Consider the following 20747-nt stretch of genomic DNA (forward strand, 5'->3'; position numbering starts at 1 on the left):
GGCCCCGCGACCAGGGCCGGGAGCCGCCGGACCGGCCCCGAGTCGCCGGACCGGGGTTACTCCTCGAAGTACGCGGCGAGCAGCACGACGTCCTCCTCCGACGACGGATCGTCCAGGCCCTGCGGCAGCATCGTGCGCACGACGTGGTCGACGACCGCCTCCGGATCGTGCCGGGCGGCCCGGGGAACGCTCGCGGCGGCCGCGTGCAGCCGGGTGAAGGCGCGGTCCATGGGCTCTCCGGTGCGGTGCAGCAGCCCGTCGCTGTAGAGCAGCAGGGTCTCGCCGGCCATCGGCTCGATCTCCACGCTCGGCGCTTCCCAGCAGGCCAGCATGCCCAGGGGCGCGGACAGCGAGGTCTCCACGTACTCGGTCCGCAGATCGCCGAGGATCAGCGGCGGGCAGTGGCCGGCCCCGGCCAGCACGATCTTGCGGGCGAAGGGGTCGGTGACATCGCCCGGCATCGGGGGCGCGGGCGGCCCGCCCGGCGCCCCGGGCGGCGGTTCGGTGAAGGCGAACAGCGCGGTGGCGCTGCGGGCCGGCTCGGTCAGCCGCAGCAGCAGTTCGAGGTCGGAGAGCACCGCGACCGGGTCCTCGCCCTCCATGACGGCGTAGGCGCGCAGCGACGCCCGCAGCCGCCCCATGGCCGCGACCGCGCTCGGCCCGTTGCCGGTGACCGAACCGATGGCCAGCCCCAGCGCGCCGTCCGGCAGCGGCAGCGCGTCGTACCAGTCGCCGCCCCCGCGCGGTCCGCTGCTGTGCCGCACCGCGAGGCGGACGCCGGGGACCCGTGGCAGCCGGTGCGGCAGCAGCTCCTCGCGGAGGGTCCGGACGGCCTGCCGGGTGCGGTGGAGTTCGAGGAGGCGGGCGAGGTGCTCGGCGGCGTGCGCCCGGTAGAGGCCGATGAGATGGCGCTGCCGTTCGGTGGGCTCGGCCGGTTCGTCGTAGAGCCAGACCGCGGCGCCGGTCCGGCCGATGGGGTCGGCGGCGAGCGGGACCGCGTAGCTGGCGGCGTAGCCGAGCCGGGCCGCGACCTCGCGCAGCCGCGGGTCGAGGTCCTTCTCGCCGGGGATGTCGGGTTCGGAGATCTCGGTGCGCGGTCCGGCCGGCGCGCCGCGGAGGCCGGTGCCGCGGCCCGCGTCGCCCGCCTCGTGCCGGCCGCCGTCGAGCGGTCCGGTGCGAGTGTCGTCGGTGACGCCCGGCGCCGGGAGGCCGTCCAGTATCCGCGCGTACGACAGGGCGCGGCGCGGGATGGTCTCGATGGTGCCGATCTCGGCGTGGCCGAGGCCGAGCCCGACGGTGGTCTCCGGGCCGAAGCCGTCGGCCGGGCAGAGGACGACCAGACCGCGGCGGGCACCGACCAGGGCGGCGCCGGCGCGCAGCAGCTCGTGCAGAGCGGCCTCCAGCGTGCGGGTGCGCGCGAGCCGTTCGGTCAGGTCGTGCAGGGTGCTGAGGTCGGAGATCCAGCCGGCCAGCCGGTCCTGGACGGCGGCGAGTTGGTCGACGACGGAGCCTTCGGGGGTGTCGCCGGGGGCGGCGCCTGACACCGCGTCGGGTGCGGGGGCCGCTGGGGGCCGGGGCGCTCCGTCGGACGGGGTGCCGGCGGTGGGGTCCGCGGCGGTTTTCCCCCGGCGCGGGCCGACAGTGTGAGTGGGGGCGGGAAGGGCTGGTTCGATTCCAGCCACTTTCGGTACGTGAGGGGTGGTCATGGCCGACGGCTCTCGGCGCGCCAGGTAATGACCCAGGTCAGGCCGCTCTTCGGCAGGGAGTGCGGCATTTTGCTGAGAGACGTTGTGCGGTATGACGACCCGCTCAATTTCCTCAATAGCATCGCAAACCCCCATGTCATGCTGCTCCGCTATCAATGCCTCCACATGTACACGCATCAACGATGTGATGTCCAGCACTCTCCCCTTGGGGTTTGTGGTGTCAACGAGGTCTGTAGATTGGCCTGAAAAAAGCCCCCCAAGCGTCAATTTGAGGTCGACTGACGGCGATCACCAGCGCGTCATCACCACAGTGGCGGGTACGTACTCGGAAAGGTGCGGGGCCAGTTGGGGCCGCACCGGAACTCTCCGGCGGCGGCCGGCGTCTCATACGACGACGACCGCGACGCACTCCCAAGAGGTGGGGACTGCACCACGGAGGCGCAAGCGCCATGGGCGCGCCACCCCCCGCCATGTTCCACGCTCGGCGTACGGCGTGATGCGCTGCCTTGTACACGCGGTGACCAGTGATCCACGTGGCGTGATCGAGATGCGATCGACCCCGGGTTGCACCGCCGGGCCGCAGAAACCGCCCCACCACGGCGTGAAGCGGCTTGGCAGGAACGACGGCGAACCGGCAAGAAGTGCCATGTAGTGCGATGGACAAGCCCTCGGCGTTAACGGAAAGGAACGAGCGCTCATGCGCGAGATCCTCGGAAGGCGACGCAAGCTCCTGTTCCGGCGCGGCGGAAGGTCGGCGCTGCTCGGTGCGGCGCTCCACTGCGCCACCGAGTGGCAGTGGCCCGTACTTCCCGGCGTGGGGATCAGGCCCGCCGGACGGCAGCCGGCCGGCGCCCGGCTCGGCCTCATCGAGCGGGCCGGCCGCCGGTGCAGCTGTCCCGACCCCGACTGTGTGGTGCCCGGCGCGCACCCCTTCGACCCCGGCCTGCTGGCCGCCACGACCGATGCCCGGATGGTGCGTTGGTGGTGGACCAACCGCCCCGATGCCCCGATCGTGCTGGCCACCGGCGGCGGCGCGCCCTGCGCCGTGAGCCTGCCCGCCGTCGCCGGCGCCCGTGCCCTGGCGGCCCTGGACCACTTCGGCGTGCGCCTCGGCCCCGTAGTGGCCACGCCCACCCGCTGGTCGCTGCTCGTCTCCCCGTACGACCTCGCCGAGTTGGGCGAGCTGCTGCACTCCCAGGACTGGGTGCCCAGCTCGCTGCGGTTCCATGGCGAGGGCGGCTATCTGGTGCTCCCGCCCTCCCAGATCGGTGCCGGCCGGGTCCGCTGGGAGCGGCCGCCGGTTTCCCCGAAAGTCTCAACGTCTCCCCCACTCTCCACTTCGTTCGAGCGGGGGGACTCCCCGGCGCAGGGGGGACCCGCACCCTCGGCCGCGCCCTGGCTGCCGAAGGTGAGCACGATCGTGGACGCCCTGGTCAGGGCGAGCACCGGCACCCCCGACGGCGGCAGCCGGCTCGCGTACTGACGCCCGCGGGGGTCGTGGGCCGGGCGGAGGGTCGAAACAACGCGCGGAGGGATCACCCGTTCGGGTGTGACCGGGCCGGACAACTACGGGAATCCGGCGTCCGGGTGTCCTGGGGCACCCTCGCCGCCCGATAGGTTCGGCCCACCGTTCAAGCCGCCCTCGGCGGCATCTTCCTCGCAGGTGGGGCCCATGCAGCGTGCCCAGAAACTCCGCATGACCGGTCTCGCCGGTGTGGCGGCGCTCGCCGTCTTCGTACCGCTGGGTGCCGCAATGGCCGGTCCGGCCGACCTCGTGGCGTCCGGGATGGCCGCCACGTCCGAAAACCGCCCTGCGGCCAAAAGGGGCATCAGCTTCGATAGTGGGGCCAAGCCGGGCATCGGCCCTGCCGCCGCCCGCACCCGGACCGCCACCGGATCACCCGCCGGCCCCGCCTTGTCGCCCCGTCCGGGCCGTACCTCCCGCTGTGGCCCCCAACTCCGCGCTCCCCAGCGGATCGAGGCCCAGACCTGTGTGCTCGCCGAGGACGGGCTGACCTGGGGGCGGACCTACTACCGCAATCGCACCGGCGCTCCGCTGCGGGCCGCGCTGACGCTGCTGCGGCCGGACGGCACGACCGTCCAGGTGCACTGCGAGGTGGCGGCGGCCGACGCGCCGGGCCTGTGTGAGACGCCGACCGGGGCGACCCTGCGCAAGGGCGGGCCGTACGGCGCGGTGGCGGAGTTCTCCGACGCGGCGGGGGAGCGGCTGCTGCTGCGCTCCGGCAGCAACTCGGCGGCGGGAGCCCGTGGTTCGGGCCGCTGACGGCGCGGGACGGGCGGCGGCCGGGGCCGGGCGAGCGGAGCACCTGGCTCCGGGCATGGAAGCGCCCGGTCGCTGGCGACGGGGGATGCACCAGCGACCGGGCTTCTAGAACCGTAACAAGAGATCGGCGGTTCGCAAATTCGATCGTGGAATTCCGGACGCCTATTTACCGGCAGGTACGGGGAGTTGTGACAGGCGTCACGCCTGAGGTCCCCGTGGGCGTCCGGATCGCACGGCCGGGCGGTCCGGTCAGCTCAGGGTGACCTGGCGGTTGGTGAGCCCACCGCGCGCCCGGCGCTCCTCGGAGGTCAGCGGGGCGGTGGCCGTGAGCGCCTCGGCCAGCCGCTCGGCGAACGCGGCGGCCGGCTTGGCGACGTCCTCGGCGCTCATCGACGAGGGCAGGTCCCAGACCGGGACGACCAGGCCGTGGGCGCGGAACGAGCCCACCAGACGGGTGCCTTCGCCGAGCGAGGAGGCGCCCGCGGCGTGCAGCCGGGCGAGCGCGTCCAGCAGCTGCTCCTCGGGGTGCCCGGTGACCCAGCGCAGATGGTTCTTCTCCGGGGCCTCGCACCAGTACGCGCCCTCCAGGCCGGGAATCCGCTCGGTGGGAATGGCCGCCGCGTTGGCCCGCTCCAGAGAGGCGGCGACCTCGCCGGTGGCGTTCTCGGCGTTCTCCACCCAGAACTCGAAGCCGGTGTGGACGGTCGGCTCGAAAACCGCGCCCGGGTCGAGCAGATCCTGCAGCCGCGGACCGTCGGGCGACGGGCGTCCTGCGGGGACCGGGGTGCCGGGCTCGGCGGCCAGCGCGCGCTGGAGGGTGTCGGCGAGGTCGCGGCTGAGGTCGCCGGAGGCGGTGTCGTTCTGCACGCCGAGCATCACCGCGCCGTTGTCGCGGCGCAGCGCGGGCCAGGCCATCGGCAGCACGGTCGCCAGCGTCACGGACGGGACGCCCTCGGGCAGCCCGCCCTTCAGCGTCAACTCGGCGGTGGCGGCGGGCACCAGCTCGCGCAGCGCCACCCAGTCGCACTCACCGGACAGCCCCTCGAAGGGGCGCTGCACCAGCTCGGTGGCGGCGTGCGCCGCCTGTCGCCCGTGACAGGCCTTGTACCGGCGGCCGGAGCCGCAGGGGCAGGGCTCACGGGCGCCGACGACCGGCACCTCGCCGCCCTTGATCTGCGATGCTGCGGCCTGGGGCTGAGGACGGCGCTTCTTGGCCATGGCGACGGTGTCTCCTGGTCGATCCTGGGCGTACGGACGCGTTTCGGCGCGAGCCTAGAGGATTGCGTACGAGGTCGCGCCCGGCCGCGCGCGGCCGTGTCCCGCCGTGCCGCTATGGCAGATCGTCGAAGTCCGGGAAGTCCGGTGTCAGTGGCCTGCCCCTGACCGGTCCCGCGTCGGTGGTGAGCGAGGGCGGCAGATCGGGTGTCAGGTCCACGCGCGTAGCGAACGCGCCCTGAAGTGAGAGTGCCGCCCAGACCGTCACTTCGCCGACGACCGAGTCGCGTACGCCCCAGTCCTTGGCGAGCGAGCGGATGATGGCCAGGCCGCGGCCGCCGCGCGCGGTGACCGAGGGAGTGGACGGAAGGGGCCGGGTCGGGCCGCCGCCGTCCGTGACCGCGACGGTCAGTCTGCCCTGCGCGTCGATCTGCCAGGAGGCCCGGACGGACGCCGACGGGGCGTCCTGCGCGCCGACCGTCGCGGAAAGCGGTGTTCCGCGTTCGTATATCGGACGCGCATGGCGACACGAATTGCTCAACAGCTCGGAAAGAATGAGGACCGCGTCATCGACGACTGTGTCCTGAACTCCACTTGCCAACAGTTCTTCACGCATGCGCCGCCTGGCCATGCCGACACCCACAGGACCATGGGGTACGGCCATGATCGACGACGTCGGCACCTCTTGTGCCACCACCAACGCCACCCCCGAGACCTCCTTTGCCCCACGCCACGGGATGAATGCCCCAATGGACTGGACCGGAAACCGGCCAAGCGGCACATGGTGACGCATTGGGCACTCTCGAATACGGCCCGAATGCGCCGGTGCACACCCTGTGAAGGGCTTTAGCCAAGGCCGAGTTGCTTTCGCACCTGCTTGGGGCGATTCGTGATCACCGCATCCACGCCCAACTCCTGGCACAGCGCGACATCGTCGGCGTCATTGACGGTCCAGACGTGGACGCGGTGGCCCGCGCGATGGGCCTTGGCGACGTAGTCGGGGTGCGAACGGAGGATGCGTATACCGGGGCCCGCGATGCCGACGCCGGGCGGGAGCCGGCCGTCGCGGTGCCGTGGCGTGAGGAACTGCATCAGGTAGACGCCCGGGAGGCAGGGTGCCGCGGCCCGTACGCGGTGCAGGGAGCGGGCCGAGAAGCTCATGACCCGGACCGACGGGGTCCAGTCGGCGCGCATGGCCGGATTCGTGTGCCCGAACCGGGTCAGCAGCTCGACCAGCCGCTCCTCCACCTGTCCGGCCCAGCGCGTCGGGTGTTTGGTCTCGATGGCCAGCTCGACCCGGCGGTCCGCGTCGGCGACCAGCTCCAGCAGCCGCTCCAGCGTCAGGACGGAGGTCCGCTCGGGGTCCTCGTGCTGCCGGTCCGGTGCCTCGTTCGCGAACCCCTCGTCCTTCCAGGAGCCGAAGTCGAGCATGGCCAGGTCGGCGAGCTCCAGGGCGGAGACCGAGCCGCGCCCGTTGGACGTGCGGTTCACCCGCCGGTCGTGCACACAGACCAGATGCCCGTCCGCGGTCAGCCGGACATCGCACTCCAGGGCGTCCGCCCCGTCCTCGATCGCCTTGCGGTAGGCCGCCAGGGTGTGTTCCGGGGCCTCCTCGGAGGCTCCGCGGTGGGCGATGACGGAAATGGCGGGACGGTCCGGACGGGCGTCCTGGGCAGGGCGTGCAGAGGTCACCGCGTTATCGTGCCATCCGCCGCCGACGGGCCGCCGGGCGTGTACCTGAGGCGGGTAACAGGGGATGCGCCGTTTTTGCCCGGAATAAAGGATGAGGGGACAGTCACAGCCTCGGCTTACGGTGCTCTGACGCGCGGTGGGAAAGGGTGGTAGGGAGACTCGCCCGCACCGCCCGGCCCGGATCGCCGGACGGGCCCGCGGACGGGGCTCACGCACGGCCGGGGTGCGCGGGACGGGACCCGCGGACCAGGGCCGGCGACCCCGGACCGGCGGACCGGGACTCGCCCGTATCGCCGGGATACTTGATCCTGGAGTACCGGGTCCCCCGTCCACCGGCACGAGGAACGGTACGACCCGGCGGGCCGCCCGCGGCCCGCCGGACCGCAAGCACCGCACCACCCGGCGGACCGCCAGGCCCACCGGAACCGGAACAACCGCATCACCCGGACGCACCCCCAGGGTCCGGCCGAACCGCAAGCCCCGGAAGAAGCGGCCCGCCCCGTGTCCCGGACAGGGATGAGATCCGCGGGGGCAGGGAAGCAGCCTGCCAGGGCCGTGGGCGACGACAGTCATGAAGCTGAGGAGAGAGCTGTGAGCACCGAGAACGAGGGAGCCGCCGTCCCGTCGGAGGCCAAGCCGCCGACCGGGCCGCAGCCGGACAGCGCCCCCGCGTCCGCCTCCGGCGCCCAGACTCCCGACGCCCCGTACGCATCGCCCCCGCCGCCGGGCTTCGCCCCGACCGTCGGCTCGGCCCAGGGCCCCGGGCAGCCTCCGCAGCCCGGCTTCGGCCACCCCGGCGACGCCCCCACGACCGAGCAGACCGCCCAGATCCCGCCGTACCCGGGCACTGCTCACGGCACCCCCGGTGCGGGCGGCGGCTGGGGCCAGCAGCCCCCGTACGGCGGCGACTCCTGGGGCGTGGCCGGCAGCCCCGCGCCCAAGCGGCGTAACGGCGGCCTGATCGCGGCCGTCCTGGTGGCCGCCCTCGTGGCCGGCGGCATCGGCGGCGGCATCGGCTTCTGGGCCGCGGGCCAGAACGACAGCGCCTCGACGACGGTCTCCGCGCCCGGCGACCCCGGGGCGCTGAACCGCAAGCCCACCTCCGTCTCCGGGATAGCGCAGAAGGCCCTGCCGAGCGTCGTGACGATCGAGGCGCAGGGTGCCACCGGCGAGGGCGGCACCGGCACCGGCTTCATCTACGACAAGCAGGGCCACATCCTCACCAACAACCACGTGGTCGCCAGCGCGGCCGGCGGTGGCAAGCTCACCGCGACGTTCTCCAACGGCAAGAAGTACGACGCCGAGGTCGTCGGCAACGCCCAGGGCTACGACGTCGCCGTGATCAAGCTGAAGAACGCCTCCGGCGCCCCGCTCAACCCGCTCCCGCTCGGCAAGTCCGGCAATGTGCAGGTCGGCGATGCCACGATCGCCATCGGCGCCCCCTTCGGCCTCTCCGGCACGGTCACCACCGGCATCATCAGCGCCAAGGACCGCCCGGTGGCCTCCAGCGACGGCGGCGGCACCAGCGCCTCGTACATGAGCGCCCTCCAGACCGACGCGTCGATAAACCCCGGTAACTCCGGCGGCCCCCTGATGGACGCCGCCGGCAACGTCATCGGCATCAACTCCGCGATCCAGTCCGCGGGCAACGGCGGCGGCATGGGCGGCGAGTCCCAGCAGTCCGGCAGCATCGGCCTCGGCTTCGCGATCCCCATCGACCAGGCCAAGCGCGTCGCCCAGGACCTGATCAGGACCGGCAAGCCGGTCTACCCCCAGATCGGCGTCCAGGTCGGCATGCGGGACACCGGCAACGGCGCCACCATCGCCCGGACCGGCAACAACGGCTCCAAGGCCGTCACCCCGAACGGCCCCGCCGCCAAGGCGGGCCTCCGCCCCGGCGACACCATCACCAAGCTCGACGACACGGTGATCGACAGCGGCCCCACCCTCATCAGCGAGATCTGGCAGCACAAGCCCGGCGACGAGGTCACCCTCACCTACAAGCGCGACGGCAAGGAGCACACGACCCAGGTGACCCTGGGCCAGCGCACAGGCGACAAGTGACGCGCTAGTCTGATCCCGCGACACCTTCGCGCCCCGCGCACCGGTGCCGCGGGGAGGCTTGCCCGAGCGGCCTAAGGGAACAGTCTTGAAAACTGTCGTGGCGGCAACGTCACCGTGGGTTCAAATCCCACAGCCTCCGCAGAGGTAGAGAAACATGCAGGTCGGAGCGGGTTCCGGTACTTCCGGGGCCCGCTCCGGCTGCTTTTGCGGTCTCACCTCATGCGCCCGGGTCTCAGTCGTGACCAGGGTGTGTGGCCGGCTTGTGGCCCAGGTTGGGGTTGGTTGGCTCGGTGCTCTTGGCCCCGGAGGGTCTTGGCGGCGTAGAGAAATGCGCGGGCAGCCCGCCGTGGCCTGTCTCTGCTGGAGCGGTAGAAGGACTGTGGCCGGCGCATTGCGCCAGCTCTCCGGGAAGCGCTCGTGGACTGCTGGCGGTTCGCCCTACTCATTCGGCGGTGCTGAGCGTTGCTCGAACGCCTTGAGGTGGCGATCATGCGCGGGTACCCGGCCCGTGCCGGTTGGCCAGGTGCGGCGGCCCTGCTCGCCGTCTGTGCAGGTGTCGATGTCAGTGGCTAATGGCATGCTGCTCCTGCTCTGAGATAACCCAGAGGGGGGCGGCATGGCCATACCGAGCAAGTGGGACATTGCGCAGTTTTGGGAGCAAAGCGAGAATCGCGATGACTTTGCCCCCTATCTTTCTCTTGGTGAGCCATGCTGCTTCGCCTGTGGATGGTTCTCTGAACGCTGGGAGAAGGCCACTCCCCAGGCCAGTTGGCGTCGCGCCACTCTGGACCGTGCCCACATCGTGCCCAGGAGCCTCGGCGGCTCGGAGGCCGCCGACAATCTGCTGCTGCTTTGCCGACCGTGCCATGAGGACTCGCCGGACTGGGCCGACCCACGGCAGATGGCCCGCTGGATCGCGACCAGGTCAGAGCGGCCAAGCAAGGAACTGGAGACTTTCCAGGCGTGGTTTGCCGCTGCCACTGAGGTCCCAGAATTCAGGGATGCTGTGGCCTCTTTCAGCACGGAGGAGGGCGCGGAAGAGCGACTGAAGGATCTCCTTCGGGGCCTCATGGGAGAAGCGGGAACGCATTTTGCTGTCGGGATCAGCCCGGGCACCCGTGTTGCTGTGCTTCGGACGGCTGCCGAGCGAATCAGCAGTTGGGACGAGGATGGGGGGCTGGATGACTGACGAGCGTGTGCAGGGCTGGGGCGACGACGGGGAGTACGGCGAGGCGGTTGGCCGTAGTTGGCTCACGGTTGCTATCGCGTTGGTGTGTGTCGCGGTCGTGATCGGTGTCGCGTTCCTCGGCGTGCTGGGTGCCTTCGGGGCGCTTGGGGTGCTATCGATCGTTTCCGGCTGACGTTCGTGTTTGAGCGGCTCGGGTGAGGTTGGGGTGTGGAGGGGGCAGGCCGCTCCGGCTCTCTGAGGTGCCGTGAGCATGCCCCTCCGGGGACGAGGAGTGGTGCAGCGGGCTTGGCTGAAAAGCGATTGATTATGGCGAACAAGCGCTGGGATGCTCGTTGTTGAACGTGATCCATCGGGGGAACGGGAGTACCAACCTTGAAGACGAAGCTCATTGCGCTTGGTGGCGCTGCGCTTATTGCGACGCTGCCGCTGGCCACCTCGACGTCTGCCTCTGCCTCGACGGTCTGCCGGAAGGGGTCGGTGTGCACGTGGTCGAAGAATGACTTCGGCGGCACGAAGCGCACCAGCGGCTTGAACCCTTCGCCGGGCTGTTACCCGTGGAGTGGCAAGACGGTCTCCAACCAGAGCAAGAGGAAGATCCGGGTCTACAGCGACGTCTCGTGCTACGGCAAGACCGTCGACATCAAGCCCGGTCACTGGGGGCAGACCAAGCCGGGGGCGACGATCAAGTCCATCGCGGTCATCGGTCCGTGACCTGCGCCTAGGAGTTACTCAGCATCCGCTGACGGCGGCCACGGCCCCGGCCCTCGCATCGCGAGAGCCGGGGCCGTTTCTTCGTCCTCAGCCTTTGGCACAGCCCCTTCGGGTTGGGGGGGAGAGGCTTCAGGCCGGTGGTTGTGGCCTGAAGCCTGATCAGTCGTCGTCGCCGTCGTTGTCGTTCTGGTCGTCCTGGTCGACGTGCTGGTTGAGGATCTTGCCGCTGGCCGCGTCGATGGTGACTTCGTGGCTCTTGTGGTCCTTGCCGAGGACGTCGACCTCCCAGACGGCGGAGCCGTTGCGGTCGTTGTCGTCGAGGCCGTAGGAGACGACGGTGCCGGGGACGGCCTTCACGGCCTGGTCGGTGGCCTTGCTGTGGCCGATCTTGTCGGCCTTGATCAGGGCCTGGGTCTCGGCGGCGTCCTGGGCGGCGTCGTCGTCGCGGTCGGTGTGCTGGTTGAGGACCTTGCCGTTGCCGGCGTCGATGGTGACGTCGTGGTTCTTGTGGTCCTTGCCGAGGACGTCGACCTCCCAGATGAGGGAGCCGTTGCGGTCCGCGTTGTCGAGCTCGGCCGAAGTCGCGGTGCCGGGGACGGCCTTGAGGGCCTTGGCGGTGGCCTCGGACTGGCTGAGCTTGTCGGCCTTGACCTGCGCGCGGTCCTTGGCGGTGTCGTCCAGGTGGCGCTCGTTCTGGGAAAGCTGGACCGAGGACTGCGGGGCCGGGCCCTCGTCGTCCGCGAAGGCGGTCGCGGCACTCGTGCTGCCGATCAGGGCGACAGCGGCGGCCGTGGCGAGGACGGCGGCGCGGGGGGTGAGGGTGCGCTTGGCGGTGGCCTTCATGGGGACGTTCCTCCGGATCGTGTCGCGGTTGTGTTCTGTCGGTGGGCCCTGTCGCGCCCTTTCGACATTCACCACAGTGCCGATCCGAACCTGAACACAGCCTGAAGTTCTGAAGCGTTCTTCAGGTTTGGGGGTGGGGAGGGGCACGGCGGGAGGTCCGCGTTGGGGCGGGAGGTCCCGTGATGGGCCGGTGCCGGACCGGGAGTTGGGAGTTGGGAGTTGGGTGCGTTGGGTGGAGAGCTGCTGTTGCGATCCGGGGGGACGGAGCGGTTGGTTTCTCTGCAGAATGGCAGATGTGGGGGGTGTGGAGGGGCGAGACTGCGGGGGCGTCTCGGGGGAGTGGGCTGTGTGGGCCTGCTGTGGTGGTCGAACGGGGCGTGGGTGGCGCCTAGTTGAAGGGGAGCGGGTCATGGGGCTGGTTCGGTGGGGTTCGGTTCGGTGGGTGGGGCTTGCGACCGCGGTGGCGGTGGCTACGGCGGCGTTGGTGGGGACGGGAGGGGCTGGGGCTGAGGGGGCGGAGGGGCTTGCGGTGAGGGGTGACCGGGCTGGTGTTGCTGCGGAGGTGGGGGCGGAACGGGGGGATCGGTGGGTGCAGGGGTGGGGTGTGGGGGTGCAGCGGCCGGTGGGTGGGGATGTGGATGAGGTGGCGAACTGGTCGAGGGAGGGGTTTCGGCGTCAGTCGGTTCGGCAGGTTGTCCGGGTCAGTGCGGGTGGGGCCCGGGTGCGGATCAGGGTGTCGAATCGGTTTGGCGAGGTGCCGCTGCGGGTGTCCGGGGCGGTCGTCGCGCGGTCCGGGGGAGGGGCGCAGGCGTGGCCCGGGACCACGCGGAAGGTGACGTTCCGGCGCTCCGGTTCGACGGTGGTTCCGGTGGGCGGCGAGGTTGTTGGTGATGCGGTGTCGCTACCGACGTCGCCGCTGGAGAAGCTGGTGGTCACGCTGTACTTCGCCGGGAAGACCGGGCCGGCCACTTTCCACCGTGTCGGGCTGGCGAGGTCCTACCGGGCCGGCGGCAATCACCTCAACGATGTGTCGGCCGAGGCCTATCGGCAGTCCTCGCAGTCGTCGTACTTCCTCAGCGGGGTCGATGTCTCCGGGCCGTTCCGGGCGAAGCGGAACACCGTGGTGGCGTTGGGGGATTCGGCCACCGACGGGGTGGGGGCCACGGCGGAGGCCGACCGCCGGTATACGGACGGCCTCGCCGAGCGGCTGGTCGCCGGTCGTCGGAAGGTGGGTGTGGCCAATGCCGGTATCGCCGGAAACATGCTGCTGACCAGCAGCTCCTGCTTCGGCGAGAAGGGGGTCACGCGGTTTCGGCGGGATGTCCTGGGGCGGCCGGGGGTGCGTACGGTGATCGTCGAGCTGGGTGGCAATGACATCGGGGCCAACTGGGCCACGGGGGCCTGCTTCCCGTCGTCGCACAAGCCGGTCTCGGCGCGCCAGATCACCGAGGGCTACCGGGCGTTGATCCGGGCCGCGCACGCTCGGGGCATCAAGGTCATTGGGGCCACGGTGATACCGCTGAGCGGGTATCCGGGCTATTCCGCCAGGGTCGAGCGGCTGCGCGCGCAGGTGAACCACTGGATTCGTACCAGTGGTGCCTATGACGCGGTCGTCGACTTCGACAAGGCCCTGGCGGACCCGGCTCATCCGGAGCGGCCGCGTCCGGGCTATGTCTATGAGGACGGGCTGCACCCCAACGACGCCGGCTACCAGGCCATCGCCAACGCCTTTGATCTCGCGAACCTTTGAATTGTGTGGATGGGTTGGTTGACCGGGTCACTTTTCATTGAGGCATTTGTTGATTCTGTTCGCCGAGGGGGTGTGGAATTTGGGCATGCAAGTGGGGTGGTGGGGCGGTAAAATGACCCGGGTCGAGTGGGGGGAATTCGTGGCGAGTGGTGCTGTTGCGAAAACATGCGGGTGCCTGGGAACGCTTCTAGCGTGAGTGTCATGAGCACTCAACAGACAACACAGGACAGGTACTACACGGTGGTTGCGGGTGACACGCTCTCCGGTATTGCGTCTCACTTCCATACCACTGTGAAGCAACTGCAGATCTGGAACAACATATCGGACCCGAACGTCATCAAGGTGGGGCAGCGGCTGATTGTTGCCAAGGTCTCCGCGGGAGAGCCGCAGCCCGGCGATCCCAGCTTTGTTCCGTTCCCCGGTCCTGAATGGTTCAAGACCCTGCCGACCAGCCCGATCATCCAGATGATGGGGCTGCGCCTGGTGGAGGAAGGGTGCGGTGCGCCCTACGGGTTCAGTGGTCCGGGGCCGAAGTGGAATGACAAACACCGTCAGGCCTATTCCTCCTTCCAGCGCGCGTTGGGGTACTCGGGCTCGGATGCGGACGGCTGGCCGGGGCGGCGGTCCTGGGATCAGCTGCGGGTTCCGATCCCGGAGGAGGATTACGGCGCTGCGGCTGCGGAGTGAGGCGAGGAGGTCAGGGCGGTCAGAGCGGTCAAGGCCGCGCGATCTCCAACTCGGCCGGTGCCGGTCAACCCGTATGGAATAGTGCGAAATCCCTGCCTTGTGGCTGCCGGGTGATATGGCGGCTGTGGGGTGGGGATTGTCGTGTGTCGTGGGGTGGGGATTGCTGTGAGGGGGCGCGGTAAAATTGTGGAATCCGGAATTGCCTTTCAGGTGTGACGCGGAAAGTGGGTAGTGGTCACCGTGGGTGCGCGGAGGGCGGGGAAGAGTGGCGGGTCCCGGCGGGCGGCCGTGGTGATTCGGCGGGCCGAGGGGCGGGATGCTGCGCGGCTGACTCGGCTGGTGCGGAGTTCTCGTGCTTATGAGGGGCGGTACTCCTCGATGGTCGAGGGGTATCGGGTGGGGCCGGACTACATAGAAGCGCACCGGGTTTTCGTCGCCGTGGAGGAACGGGGGGCGGAGGGCCCGGGTGAGGGGGAGGCCGAGCGGGTCCTGGGGTTCTATGCGCTCATGGTCGAGGCGGCCGAGCTGGATTTGATGTTCGTGGCGGATCAGGCGCAGGGGTACGGCATCGGGCGCCGGCTGGTCGAGCATCTGCGGAGTGAGGCGCGTCGTGCCGGACTCGACAGGGTGCGGGTGGTGTCGCATCCGCCCGCTGAGGGCTTCTACCGCAGTGTGGGCGCCCGGCCGGTCGGAACGGTGCGGGCGAATCCGCCCGCGGTGATGTGGGACCGGCCGGAGCTCGCCTTCCTGGTGGAGGCTGAGGGGGAGGCGTGACCTCTGGGGCCGATGGGAGGCGGGCGGCGGGGCCGGTGCAGGCCCTGGCGGCCCGGGGGTAAATCGCTGGCGAGGTCGGGCCAGCGCGGTGAGTGTGTGGGGATGACGCGTTCATTTGAGGAGTTGGTGGCCGAGGCCGAGGCCGTTTCGGTCGCGGGGTGGGATTTCTCGTGGCTGGCGGGGCGGGCCACGGAGGAGCGGCCCTCGTGGGGATATCAGCGGGCGATGGGTGAGCGGTTGGCGCACGCGTCGGCGGCGTTGGATCTTCAGACGGGTGGCGGTGAGGTGCTCGCCGGGGCGGCGAAGCTGCCGCCGGTGATGGTGGCCACGGAGGTCTGGCCGCCGAATGTCGCCAAGGCCACCGAGCTGTTGCATCCGCTCGGCGCGGTGGTGGTGGCCGATGCGGACGAGCCGCCGCTGCCGTTCGCCGATGCGGCGTTCGACCTGGTGACGAGCCGGCATCCGGTGACCGTGTGGTGGGAGGAGATCGCCCGGGTGCTGCGGCCAGGCGGCTGGTATTTCTCCCAGCAGGTCGGGCCGGCCAGTGTGTTCGAGCTGGTGGAGTACTTCCTGGGGCCGCAGCCGGAGCACGTACGGCGGGCCCGTCACCCCGAGGATGCGCGCCGGGCGGCGGAGGCGGCGGGCCTTGAGGTGGTCGATCTGCGCGCGGAGTCGCTGCGGACCGAGTTCTTCGACATCGGGGCGGTCATCTACTTCCTGCGGAAGGTGGTGTGGATGGTGCCCGGCTTCACGGTCGCGGAATACCGGGAGCGGTTGCGGGAGTTGGACGCCCAGATCCGGAGGGAGGGGGCGTTCGTGGCCCGGACGACCCGGTTCCTGATCGAGGCGCGGAAGGTGTAGGGCGGGGCTGGGTGGGGGCGGTCGGGGTCGGGTTGTCGGCCCCAGGTGTGCCCCCAGCTGTGCCCCCAGCTGTGCACTGGGTGGTGTGCCCTCTTGCTTGCGTCTCTTGCTCGCTTCCCCTAGGACCTGTCGTCAAACTCCCGTCGTTCGCCCGAAGGGCGGCCCCGCGGCGTCTGGTGCGTGCGATCGCAAGGCGGAGGGTCACCCCGATACTGGGCGTATCGGGGCGAACCCGACAACGCAGCGAGTGTGCGTGCCAGGCGCCGCGGGGCAGGCGGGAGTTTGACGACAGGTCCTAGCCGTGGCGAGCGGCTGACGCAATCGTCGCCTGGGCCTCTGCTGCGGACAGGCCGGTGTGGCGGGCGGCCGCGGTCAGACGGGCGGCGAGTTCCTGGGCGAGGCCGGACTCCTGGGCGCGGCAGGCGGCCCAGAAGAGGCGGGCGTTGCGTTGGCCGCGCGGGGACGCCCGGACGAAGCGTATGAGGGCGGCGGCGGGCTGGGGCGGGACGCCGTACGGGGATTCGCGGTGAGTGGGCGGTGGCGGGGCCGTGAGGAGGGTGAGCAGGGCGTCCGGTACGGGGGCGGGGAGGTGGGGTGTGTCCGGTGCGAGGGTGTAGTGGCCGTGGGTGGTGCGTGAGCCGGGGCCGACGAGGTAGCCGCCCGCGCCGCGGACGTCGATGCCCGGGGCGAGCTTGCCGACGGAGTTCGGTACGGGTGGGGACGGCGGGCCGGTGAACCAGAGGTGGCGGCCGCCGCTGGGCGTCAGGACCGTGATCGTCGGCGGTATCGGGAAGCCGTGCTGTTCGGCGAGGAAGCGGAGGGCGGTCAGGCCGTCGGCGCCGTTCTTGGTGTCGAGATCGATGCCGATGAGGTGGTGTGGGGGCCGGCCGCAGGCGATGCCGTAGCCGGTCGCCCATGGGGCGGCGGCGAACATTCGGCGGACCGTGAGCGGGTCGGTGCTCGCGTCGTGTACGCCGTGCCCGAGCCGTCCGCATGCGCCGCGGCAGGGAGGGCGCTCCGGGTGCCCGCGGTGCGGGGACCGGATGGCCGGGAGCTTGCTGCGGGTCAGCGGGATGACGGGGTGGCCGGCCTCGGCGGCGAGGAGTGCTTGGGGGAGTGCGGTGGCGGCGGCGGTGGAGGGGTTTTCGGCGGAGGGGGGAGTAGGGGGAGTGGGGGCTGTGGGCTCGGCGGGGGCCAGGCCGGGCCGTGAATGGAGTGGGGGCTCGGCCTGTGGACCCCGTGGCTGATCAGCCCAGGGGTCGAGTGGCCGGTCGGACCAGGTGTCGGGCAGGCGGTCAGCTCGTGCGGCGAGTGGCTGGTCGGTCGGTGGATCAGGTGGGTGGTCGGCCCGTGGATCGGGTCGGTGGGCGGTGGGGGTTCCGGCATGGCGGCGGTGCATGGCCATGGCTCTATTTTCGTACGGATGTTCGATGAAGGGAAGGGGGCGCGTGGTGCAGCGGCCCGCGCGCCGGGTTCGTGGGTGCGCCGGGTGGGGCTCGTCGTCCCGTCGCGGGTGGGCGTGCGGCGGGGGTCCGGCGTCGTCGCGGGGCGTGTTGCCGGGGGTGACGTGTGGGGCAGGGGTTTAAGCCGGGGTTGCTCATGCTTGCGGGGGAATCGGTGCCTCGTGACGGGTTCACCGGGGTTTCGTGGGCAAAGCTGACTTCGCGACGTCGAGAAGAGCATCGCGGTGGTTGGCCAACTGCCCGGTGAATAAGGGGAGTTAGTTGTCCAGTGATGGGGGCGGTCCGGGGTGAGGGAGTGGAGGGGGAGGGACCGGTAGGTCCGGTTGGCGGCCCGCCCATCCGGGATGCGAAGTCCGGTCGGCGGCCCGACCGCCAAGGGGGGAGCCCGGTCGGCGGCTCGCCCGTCGAGGGGCCGCAGCTCGCGGACCCGCAGATTCGTAGATCGCAGATGACCCACATAGGCCGCGGATTCATAGAGGCAGGCCAGACCGGAGCAGGTCAGCCCGGCCCGGAGCGGTTCAGGCCGAGTCGGAGCAGGCCCGGCCCGAAGCAGGCCGGCCCCGCAGGTTCAGTGATCCAGAAGTCGTGTTCCGTAGGAGGAAGACACATGGCAAGCACCCGTACCGCCCGCGCAGTCGCCGTTGTCGCCGCGCTGCCCTTTGCGGCCGCGCTGTTCACCGGTGTGGCGCAGGCCGACAACGGCGGCTTCGCGACCAGTGGGTCGAGTTCGGCGGCGACGAGCCAGACGGGAACCGGCGTCGGCGGTGACAACCTCGGCAACTCGACGACCGGCCAGCAGGTCGCCAATGGTGCCGGCGCCTCCAACCAGAACAACACCGCGAGTGTGAACGGCACCTCCGGCCCCACGGATGTCCAGCAGACCAACACCACCGTGAACTTCACCAACGCCGAGTGATCCGGTTCGCCGGGGCCCGCATCGCCGCGCCGGGGCCTTCCTCGCCGTGCGGGGACCCGGCCCGCCGCATAGGGACCCGGCCCGTCGCGCAGGGGGCGCGGCGTTGACCGGTAGGTGAGCGTCAGGGTCGGCACGGAGGGAATGGGGCTTCTCCGGGGTTCACTGCGCCGACCTTGACAGCGAGCGGGTTTCTGACGGACAGTCAGAAACCCGCTCGCTCGTTCGTATGCCCGGACCCAGCGCACCGGGCGTACGGCCACCAGAAGGGGAGGCCGCCGACGTGCACCTCGCCCCCACCGCGCACCTGGAGCGACTGCGTACCGAACTCCGTTCGTACTTCCGGGAGGTGCTGCCGGACGGGCCGGTCGAGGACGCCGCGGCGCAGCGTGCGGTGCTGCGCCGGATCGGCGCCGACGGCATGCTGGGCCTGGGCTGGCCGACCGCGTACGGGGGGCAGGGGCGCGGCCCCGACGAGCAGTTCGTCTTCTTCGACGAGGCGTACCGCGCGGGCGCCCCGGTCTCGATGGTCACCCTGAACACCGTCGGTCCGACCCTGATGAAATACGGCACGCAGCAGCAGAAGGACTACTTCCTGCCGCGCATCCTCAGTGGGGAGATCGTCTTCGCGATCGGCTATACGGAGCCCGAGGCCGGCACCGATCTCGCCGCCCTCCGCACCCGCGCGGTGAAGCAGCCGGGCGAAGACGCGACGAGCACCGCCCGCGCCCCCGAAGGTGCCGTGGCCGCCGCCCGCGCCCCCGAGAACGCCACGGACGCCACCCCCAAAGTCCCCACTCCCGAAGACCCCACCCCCCAAGCCCCCCACTGGCTGATCGACGGTGCCAAGAGCTTCACCAGTAACGCCCATCGGGCCGACTGGATCTGGCTCGCCTGTCGTACCGACCCGGAGGCGCCCAAGCACCGGGGTATCTCGATCATCCTGGTGCCCACCGACGCCCCGGGCTTCTCGTGGACGCCGATCGAGACCGTTGGTGGGCTCATGACCACCGCCACGTACTACGACGGGGTGCGCGTCCCGGCCGGGAACCTCGTCGGGGCGGAGAACTCCGGCTGGCAGCTGATCACCAATCAGCTCAACCACGAGCGCGTCGCGCTGGCCGCTCTCGGCATGCAGGCCGAGGACGCCTTCGGCGCGGCGCTGGCGTACGCCCGGACACCGGACCGGGAGACCGGGGAGCGGCCCGCCGACCGGCCATGGGTGCGGTCGCGGCTCGCCGAGGCGCACGCCCGGCTGGCCGCCACCCGGCTGCTGAACTGGCGGCTGGTGGGCGACGTGGGCGCCGGGACGCTCAGCCCCGGCGACGCCAGCGGCGTCAAGTTCGCGGGGACGGAGAGCACCGTCGAGGTCTACCGGATCTGCCAGGAGGTCGCCGGGGACGCCGCCCTGGTACGGGCCGGTTCGCCGGGCGTCCTCGGGGACGGGGAGCTGGAGCGGATGAACCGTGCGGCGCAGATCAACACGTTCGGGGGCGGAGTGAGCGAGGTCCAGCGGGAGATCGTCGCGACGATGCGGCTGGGGATGCGGAGGGGGCGGCGATGAGCCCGGTGCAGCTCACGTACGAGCAGCTCAAGGCCTATGAGGGGCGGCCCACTTCGGCCGCCGGTGTGGGCAAGGACCCGGTCAACGAGCCGATGATCCGGCACTGGTGCGAGGCCGTGGGCGACACCAGCCCCGCCTACCGGGGCGCGGACGCCATCGCGCCGCCGACCATGTTGCAGGCCTGGACGATGGGCGGCCTCTCGGGGCACGCGGACCGTTCGGGGGCGTACGACGAACTGTCCGGGCTGCTGGACAGCGCCGGGTACACCTCCATCGTGGCCACCGACTGCGAGCAGGAGTATCTGCGGCCGCTGCGGCCCGGGGACCGGATCACCTTCGACTCGGTGATCGAATCGGTGTCGGAGCGCAAGACCACGAAGCTGGGGACCGGGCACTTCATCACCACCCGGATGGACATCCACGCGGACGGCGAGCCGGCCGGAACGCATCGCTTCCGCGTCCTCAAGTACGCCCCGGCCGCACGGCCCGCCAAAACGGAGGAGCAGCCGAAGGCACCCCAGCAGCCCCGGGCCCGGCGACCCCGCCCCGTGATCAACCGTGACAACGCCGGCTTCTGGGAGGGCGTCCGCGCGCACCGGCTGCTGATCCAGCGCTGTACGGGCTGCCGGGCGCTGCGCTTCCCCTGGTTGCCGGGGTGCAATGCCTGCGGCTCACCGGAGTGGGACACCGTCGAGGCGAGCGGTGCGGGGACGGTCTTCTCGTACGTCGTGATGCACCATCCGCCGTTCCCCGCCTTCACGGTGGGGGACCGGCCGGGCGAGGGGCCGGGCACGGAGGCGGCAGTACAGGACACGGCAGTACGGGACGCCGCAACAGCGGGTGCCGTCACCGCGACCCCCTACGCGGTGGGCCTGATCGAGCTGGCGGAGGGGGTGCGGATGGTCAGCAACATCGTCGGCATCCCCTACGACAAGGTGCGGATCGGCATGCCCGTGCGGCTCGAATTCCTGTGTGCGGATGAGGAGTTGGAGCTGCCGGTCTTCCGGGTGGCCGAGGGGGGTGAGGGGTGA

General features: G+C 70.9%; 19 protein-coding genes and 1 tRNA gene. 14 read left to right on the top strand and 6 right to left on the bottom strand.

The annotated features are described in order from the left end of the window. Positions 1-56: 56 nt before the first annotated feature. Positions 57-1706: a PP2C family protein-serine/threonine phosphatase gene (locus ACWC9R_RS00360; RefSeq protein WP_450727483.1), complete on the bottom strand. Its 1650-nt coding sequence runs from the start codon at positions 1704-1706 to the stop codon at positions 57-59. 697 nt (positions 1707-2403) lie between these two features. Between ACWC9R_RS00360 and ACWC9R_RS00365 the strand changes: the two genes are divergently transcribed. Both ACWC9R_RS00365 and ACWC9R_RS00370 read left to right on the top strand, forming a co-directional pair. Next, positions 2404-3189 carry a bifunctional DNA primase/polymerase gene (locus ACWC9R_RS00365; RefSeq protein ID WP_450727485.1) on the top strand — a complete coding sequence of 262 codons (786 nt, stop codon included), beginning with the start codon at positions 2404-2406 and terminating at the stop codon, positions 3187-3189. A 189-nt stretch (positions 3190-3378) separates the two neighbouring features. Beyond that, entirely contained in the window at positions 3379-3990 is a 612-nt protein-coding gene (locus tag ACWC9R_RS00370) for a hypothetical protein (protein WP_450727487.1), read from the top strand. 249 nt (positions 3991-4239) lie between these two features. On the opposite strand, the gene ACWC9R_RS00375 is transcribed toward ACWC9R_RS00370, so the two are convergent. From ACWC9R_RS00375 to ACWC9R_RS00385, 3 genes are all read right to left on the bottom strand, one after another. Beyond that, complete coding sequence (locus tag ACWC9R_RS00375) at positions 4240-5208, bottom strand: DUF5926 family protein (protein ID WP_450727489.1); 969 nt, start codon at positions 5206-5208, stop codon at positions 4240-4242. Positions 5209-5320: 112 nt separating this feature from the next. After that, positions 5321-5998, bottom strand: coding sequence for an ATP-binding protein (locus tag ACWC9R_RS00380; RefSeq protein ID WP_450727491.1), 678 nt, complete (start codon positions 5996-5998; stop codon positions 5321-5323). 53 nt (positions 5999-6051) lie between these two features. Continuing rightward, positions 6052-6897 (bottom strand): glycerophosphodiester phosphodiesterase, encoded by an 846-nt coding sequence (locus ACWC9R_RS00385; RefSeq protein WP_450727493.1) that lies wholly within the window; start codon positions 6895-6897, stop codon positions 6052-6054. Positions 6898-7488: 591 nt separating this feature from the next. On the opposite strand from ACWC9R_RS00385, the gene ACWC9R_RS00390 reads away from it, so the two are divergent. The 5 genes from ACWC9R_RS00390 to ACWC9R_RS00410 all read left to right on the top strand — a co-directional run bounded on the left by ACWC9R_RS00390 (position 7489) and on the right by ACWC9R_RS00410 (position 10861). Continuing rightward, complete coding sequence (locus tag ACWC9R_RS00390; protein ID WP_450727495.1) at positions 7489-8961, top strand: trypsin-like peptidase domain-containing protein; 1473 nt, start codon at positions 7489-7491, stop codon at positions 8959-8961. Between the two features lie 52 nt (positions 8962-9013). Then, positions 9014-9100, top strand: a tRNA-Ser gene (locus ACWC9R_RS00395). Between the two features lie 477 nt (positions 9101-9577). Further along, the gene (locus ACWC9R_RS00400) at positions 9578-10150 is read left to right on the top strand and encodes an HNH endonuclease (protein WP_450727497.1); all 573 of its coding nucleotides are present in this window, start codon (positions 9578-9580) and stop codon (positions 10148-10150) included. Continuing rightward, positions 10143-10322, top strand: a complete 180-nt coding sequence (locus ACWC9R_RS00405; protein ID WP_450727499.1) for a hypothetical protein — start codon at positions 10143-10145, stop codon at positions 10320-10322. Before ACWC9R_RS00400 ends, ACWC9R_RS00405 begins: the two co-directional genes overlap by 8 nt. A 200-nt stretch (positions 10323-10522) precedes the next feature. Then, a complete protein-coding gene (locus ACWC9R_RS00410; RefSeq protein ID WP_450727501.1) occupies positions 10523-10861 on the top strand; it encodes a peptidase inhibitor family I36 protein in 339 nt (112 codons plus the stop codon). A gap of 159 nt (positions 10862-11020) precedes the next feature. On the opposite strand, the gene ACWC9R_RS00415 is transcribed toward ACWC9R_RS00410, so the two are convergent. Then, positions 11021-11704 carry a PepSY domain-containing protein gene (locus tag ACWC9R_RS00415; RefSeq protein WP_450727503.1) on the bottom strand — a complete coding sequence of 228 codons (684 nt, stop codon included), beginning with the start codon at positions 11702-11704 and terminating at the stop codon, positions 11021-11023. A gap of 832 nt (positions 11705-12536) precedes the next feature. Here ACWC9R_RS00415 and ACWC9R_RS00420 point away from each other — a divergent pair. The 4 genes from ACWC9R_RS00420 (at position 12537) to ACWC9R_RS00435 (ending at position 15776) form a co-directional block, all read left to right on the top strand. Beyond that, positions 12537-13454 (top strand): SGNH/GDSL hydrolase family protein, encoded by a 918-nt coding sequence (locus ACWC9R_RS00420; protein WP_450727505.1) that lies wholly within the window; start codon positions 12537-12539, stop codon positions 13452-13454. 201 nt (positions 13455-13655) lie between these two features. Beyond that, complete coding sequence (locus tag ACWC9R_RS00425; RefSeq protein ID WP_450727507.1) at positions 13656-14141, top strand: LysM peptidoglycan-binding domain-containing protein; 486 nt, start codon at positions 13656-13658, stop codon at positions 14139-14141. A gap of 240 nt (positions 14142-14381) precedes the next feature. Beyond that, positions 14382-14915: a GNAT family N-acetyltransferase gene (locus ACWC9R_RS00430; protein WP_450727509.1), complete on the top strand. Its 534-nt coding sequence runs from the start codon at positions 14382-14384 to the stop codon at positions 14913-14915. A 102-nt stretch (positions 14916-15017) separates the two neighbouring features. After that, positions 15018-15776: a class I SAM-dependent methyltransferase gene (locus tag ACWC9R_RS00435; RefSeq protein ID WP_450727511.1), complete on the top strand. Its 759-nt coding sequence runs from the start codon at positions 15018-15020 to the stop codon at positions 15774-15776. A 295-nt stretch (positions 15777-16071) separates the two neighbouring features. Here the strand turns inward: ACWC9R_RS00435 and ACWC9R_RS00440 are convergent, their stop codons facing one another. Then, positions 16072-16974 carry a bifunctional DNA primase/polymerase gene (locus tag ACWC9R_RS00440; protein WP_450727878.1) on the bottom strand — a complete coding sequence of 301 codons (903 nt, stop codon included), beginning with the start codon at positions 16972-16974 and terminating at the stop codon, positions 16072-16074. Between the two features lie 872 nt (positions 16975-17846). Here ACWC9R_RS00440 and ACWC9R_RS00445 point away from each other — a divergent pair. From ACWC9R_RS00445 to ACWC9R_RS00455, 3 genes are all read left to right on the top strand, one after another. Next, entirely contained in the window at positions 17847-18155 is a 309-nt protein-coding gene (locus ACWC9R_RS00445) for a hypothetical protein (protein WP_450727513.1), read from the top strand. A gap of 280 nt (positions 18156-18435) precedes the next feature. Further along, positions 18436-19716, top strand: coding sequence for an acyl-CoA dehydrogenase family protein (locus tag ACWC9R_RS00450; protein ID WP_450727880.1), 1281 nt, complete (start codon positions 18436-18438; stop codon positions 19714-19716). After that, positions 19713-20747 carry a bifunctional MaoC family dehydratase N-terminal/OB-fold nucleic acid binding domain-containing protein gene (locus tag ACWC9R_RS00455; RefSeq protein ID WP_450727515.1) on the top strand — a complete coding sequence of 345 codons (1035 nt, stop codon included), beginning with the start codon at positions 19713-19715 and terminating at the stop codon, positions 20745-20747. The genes ACWC9R_RS00450 and ACWC9R_RS00455 overlap by 4 nt, the downstream gene beginning before the upstream one ends.

Source organism: Streptomyces sp. NPDC001219 (assembly GCF_053597915.1).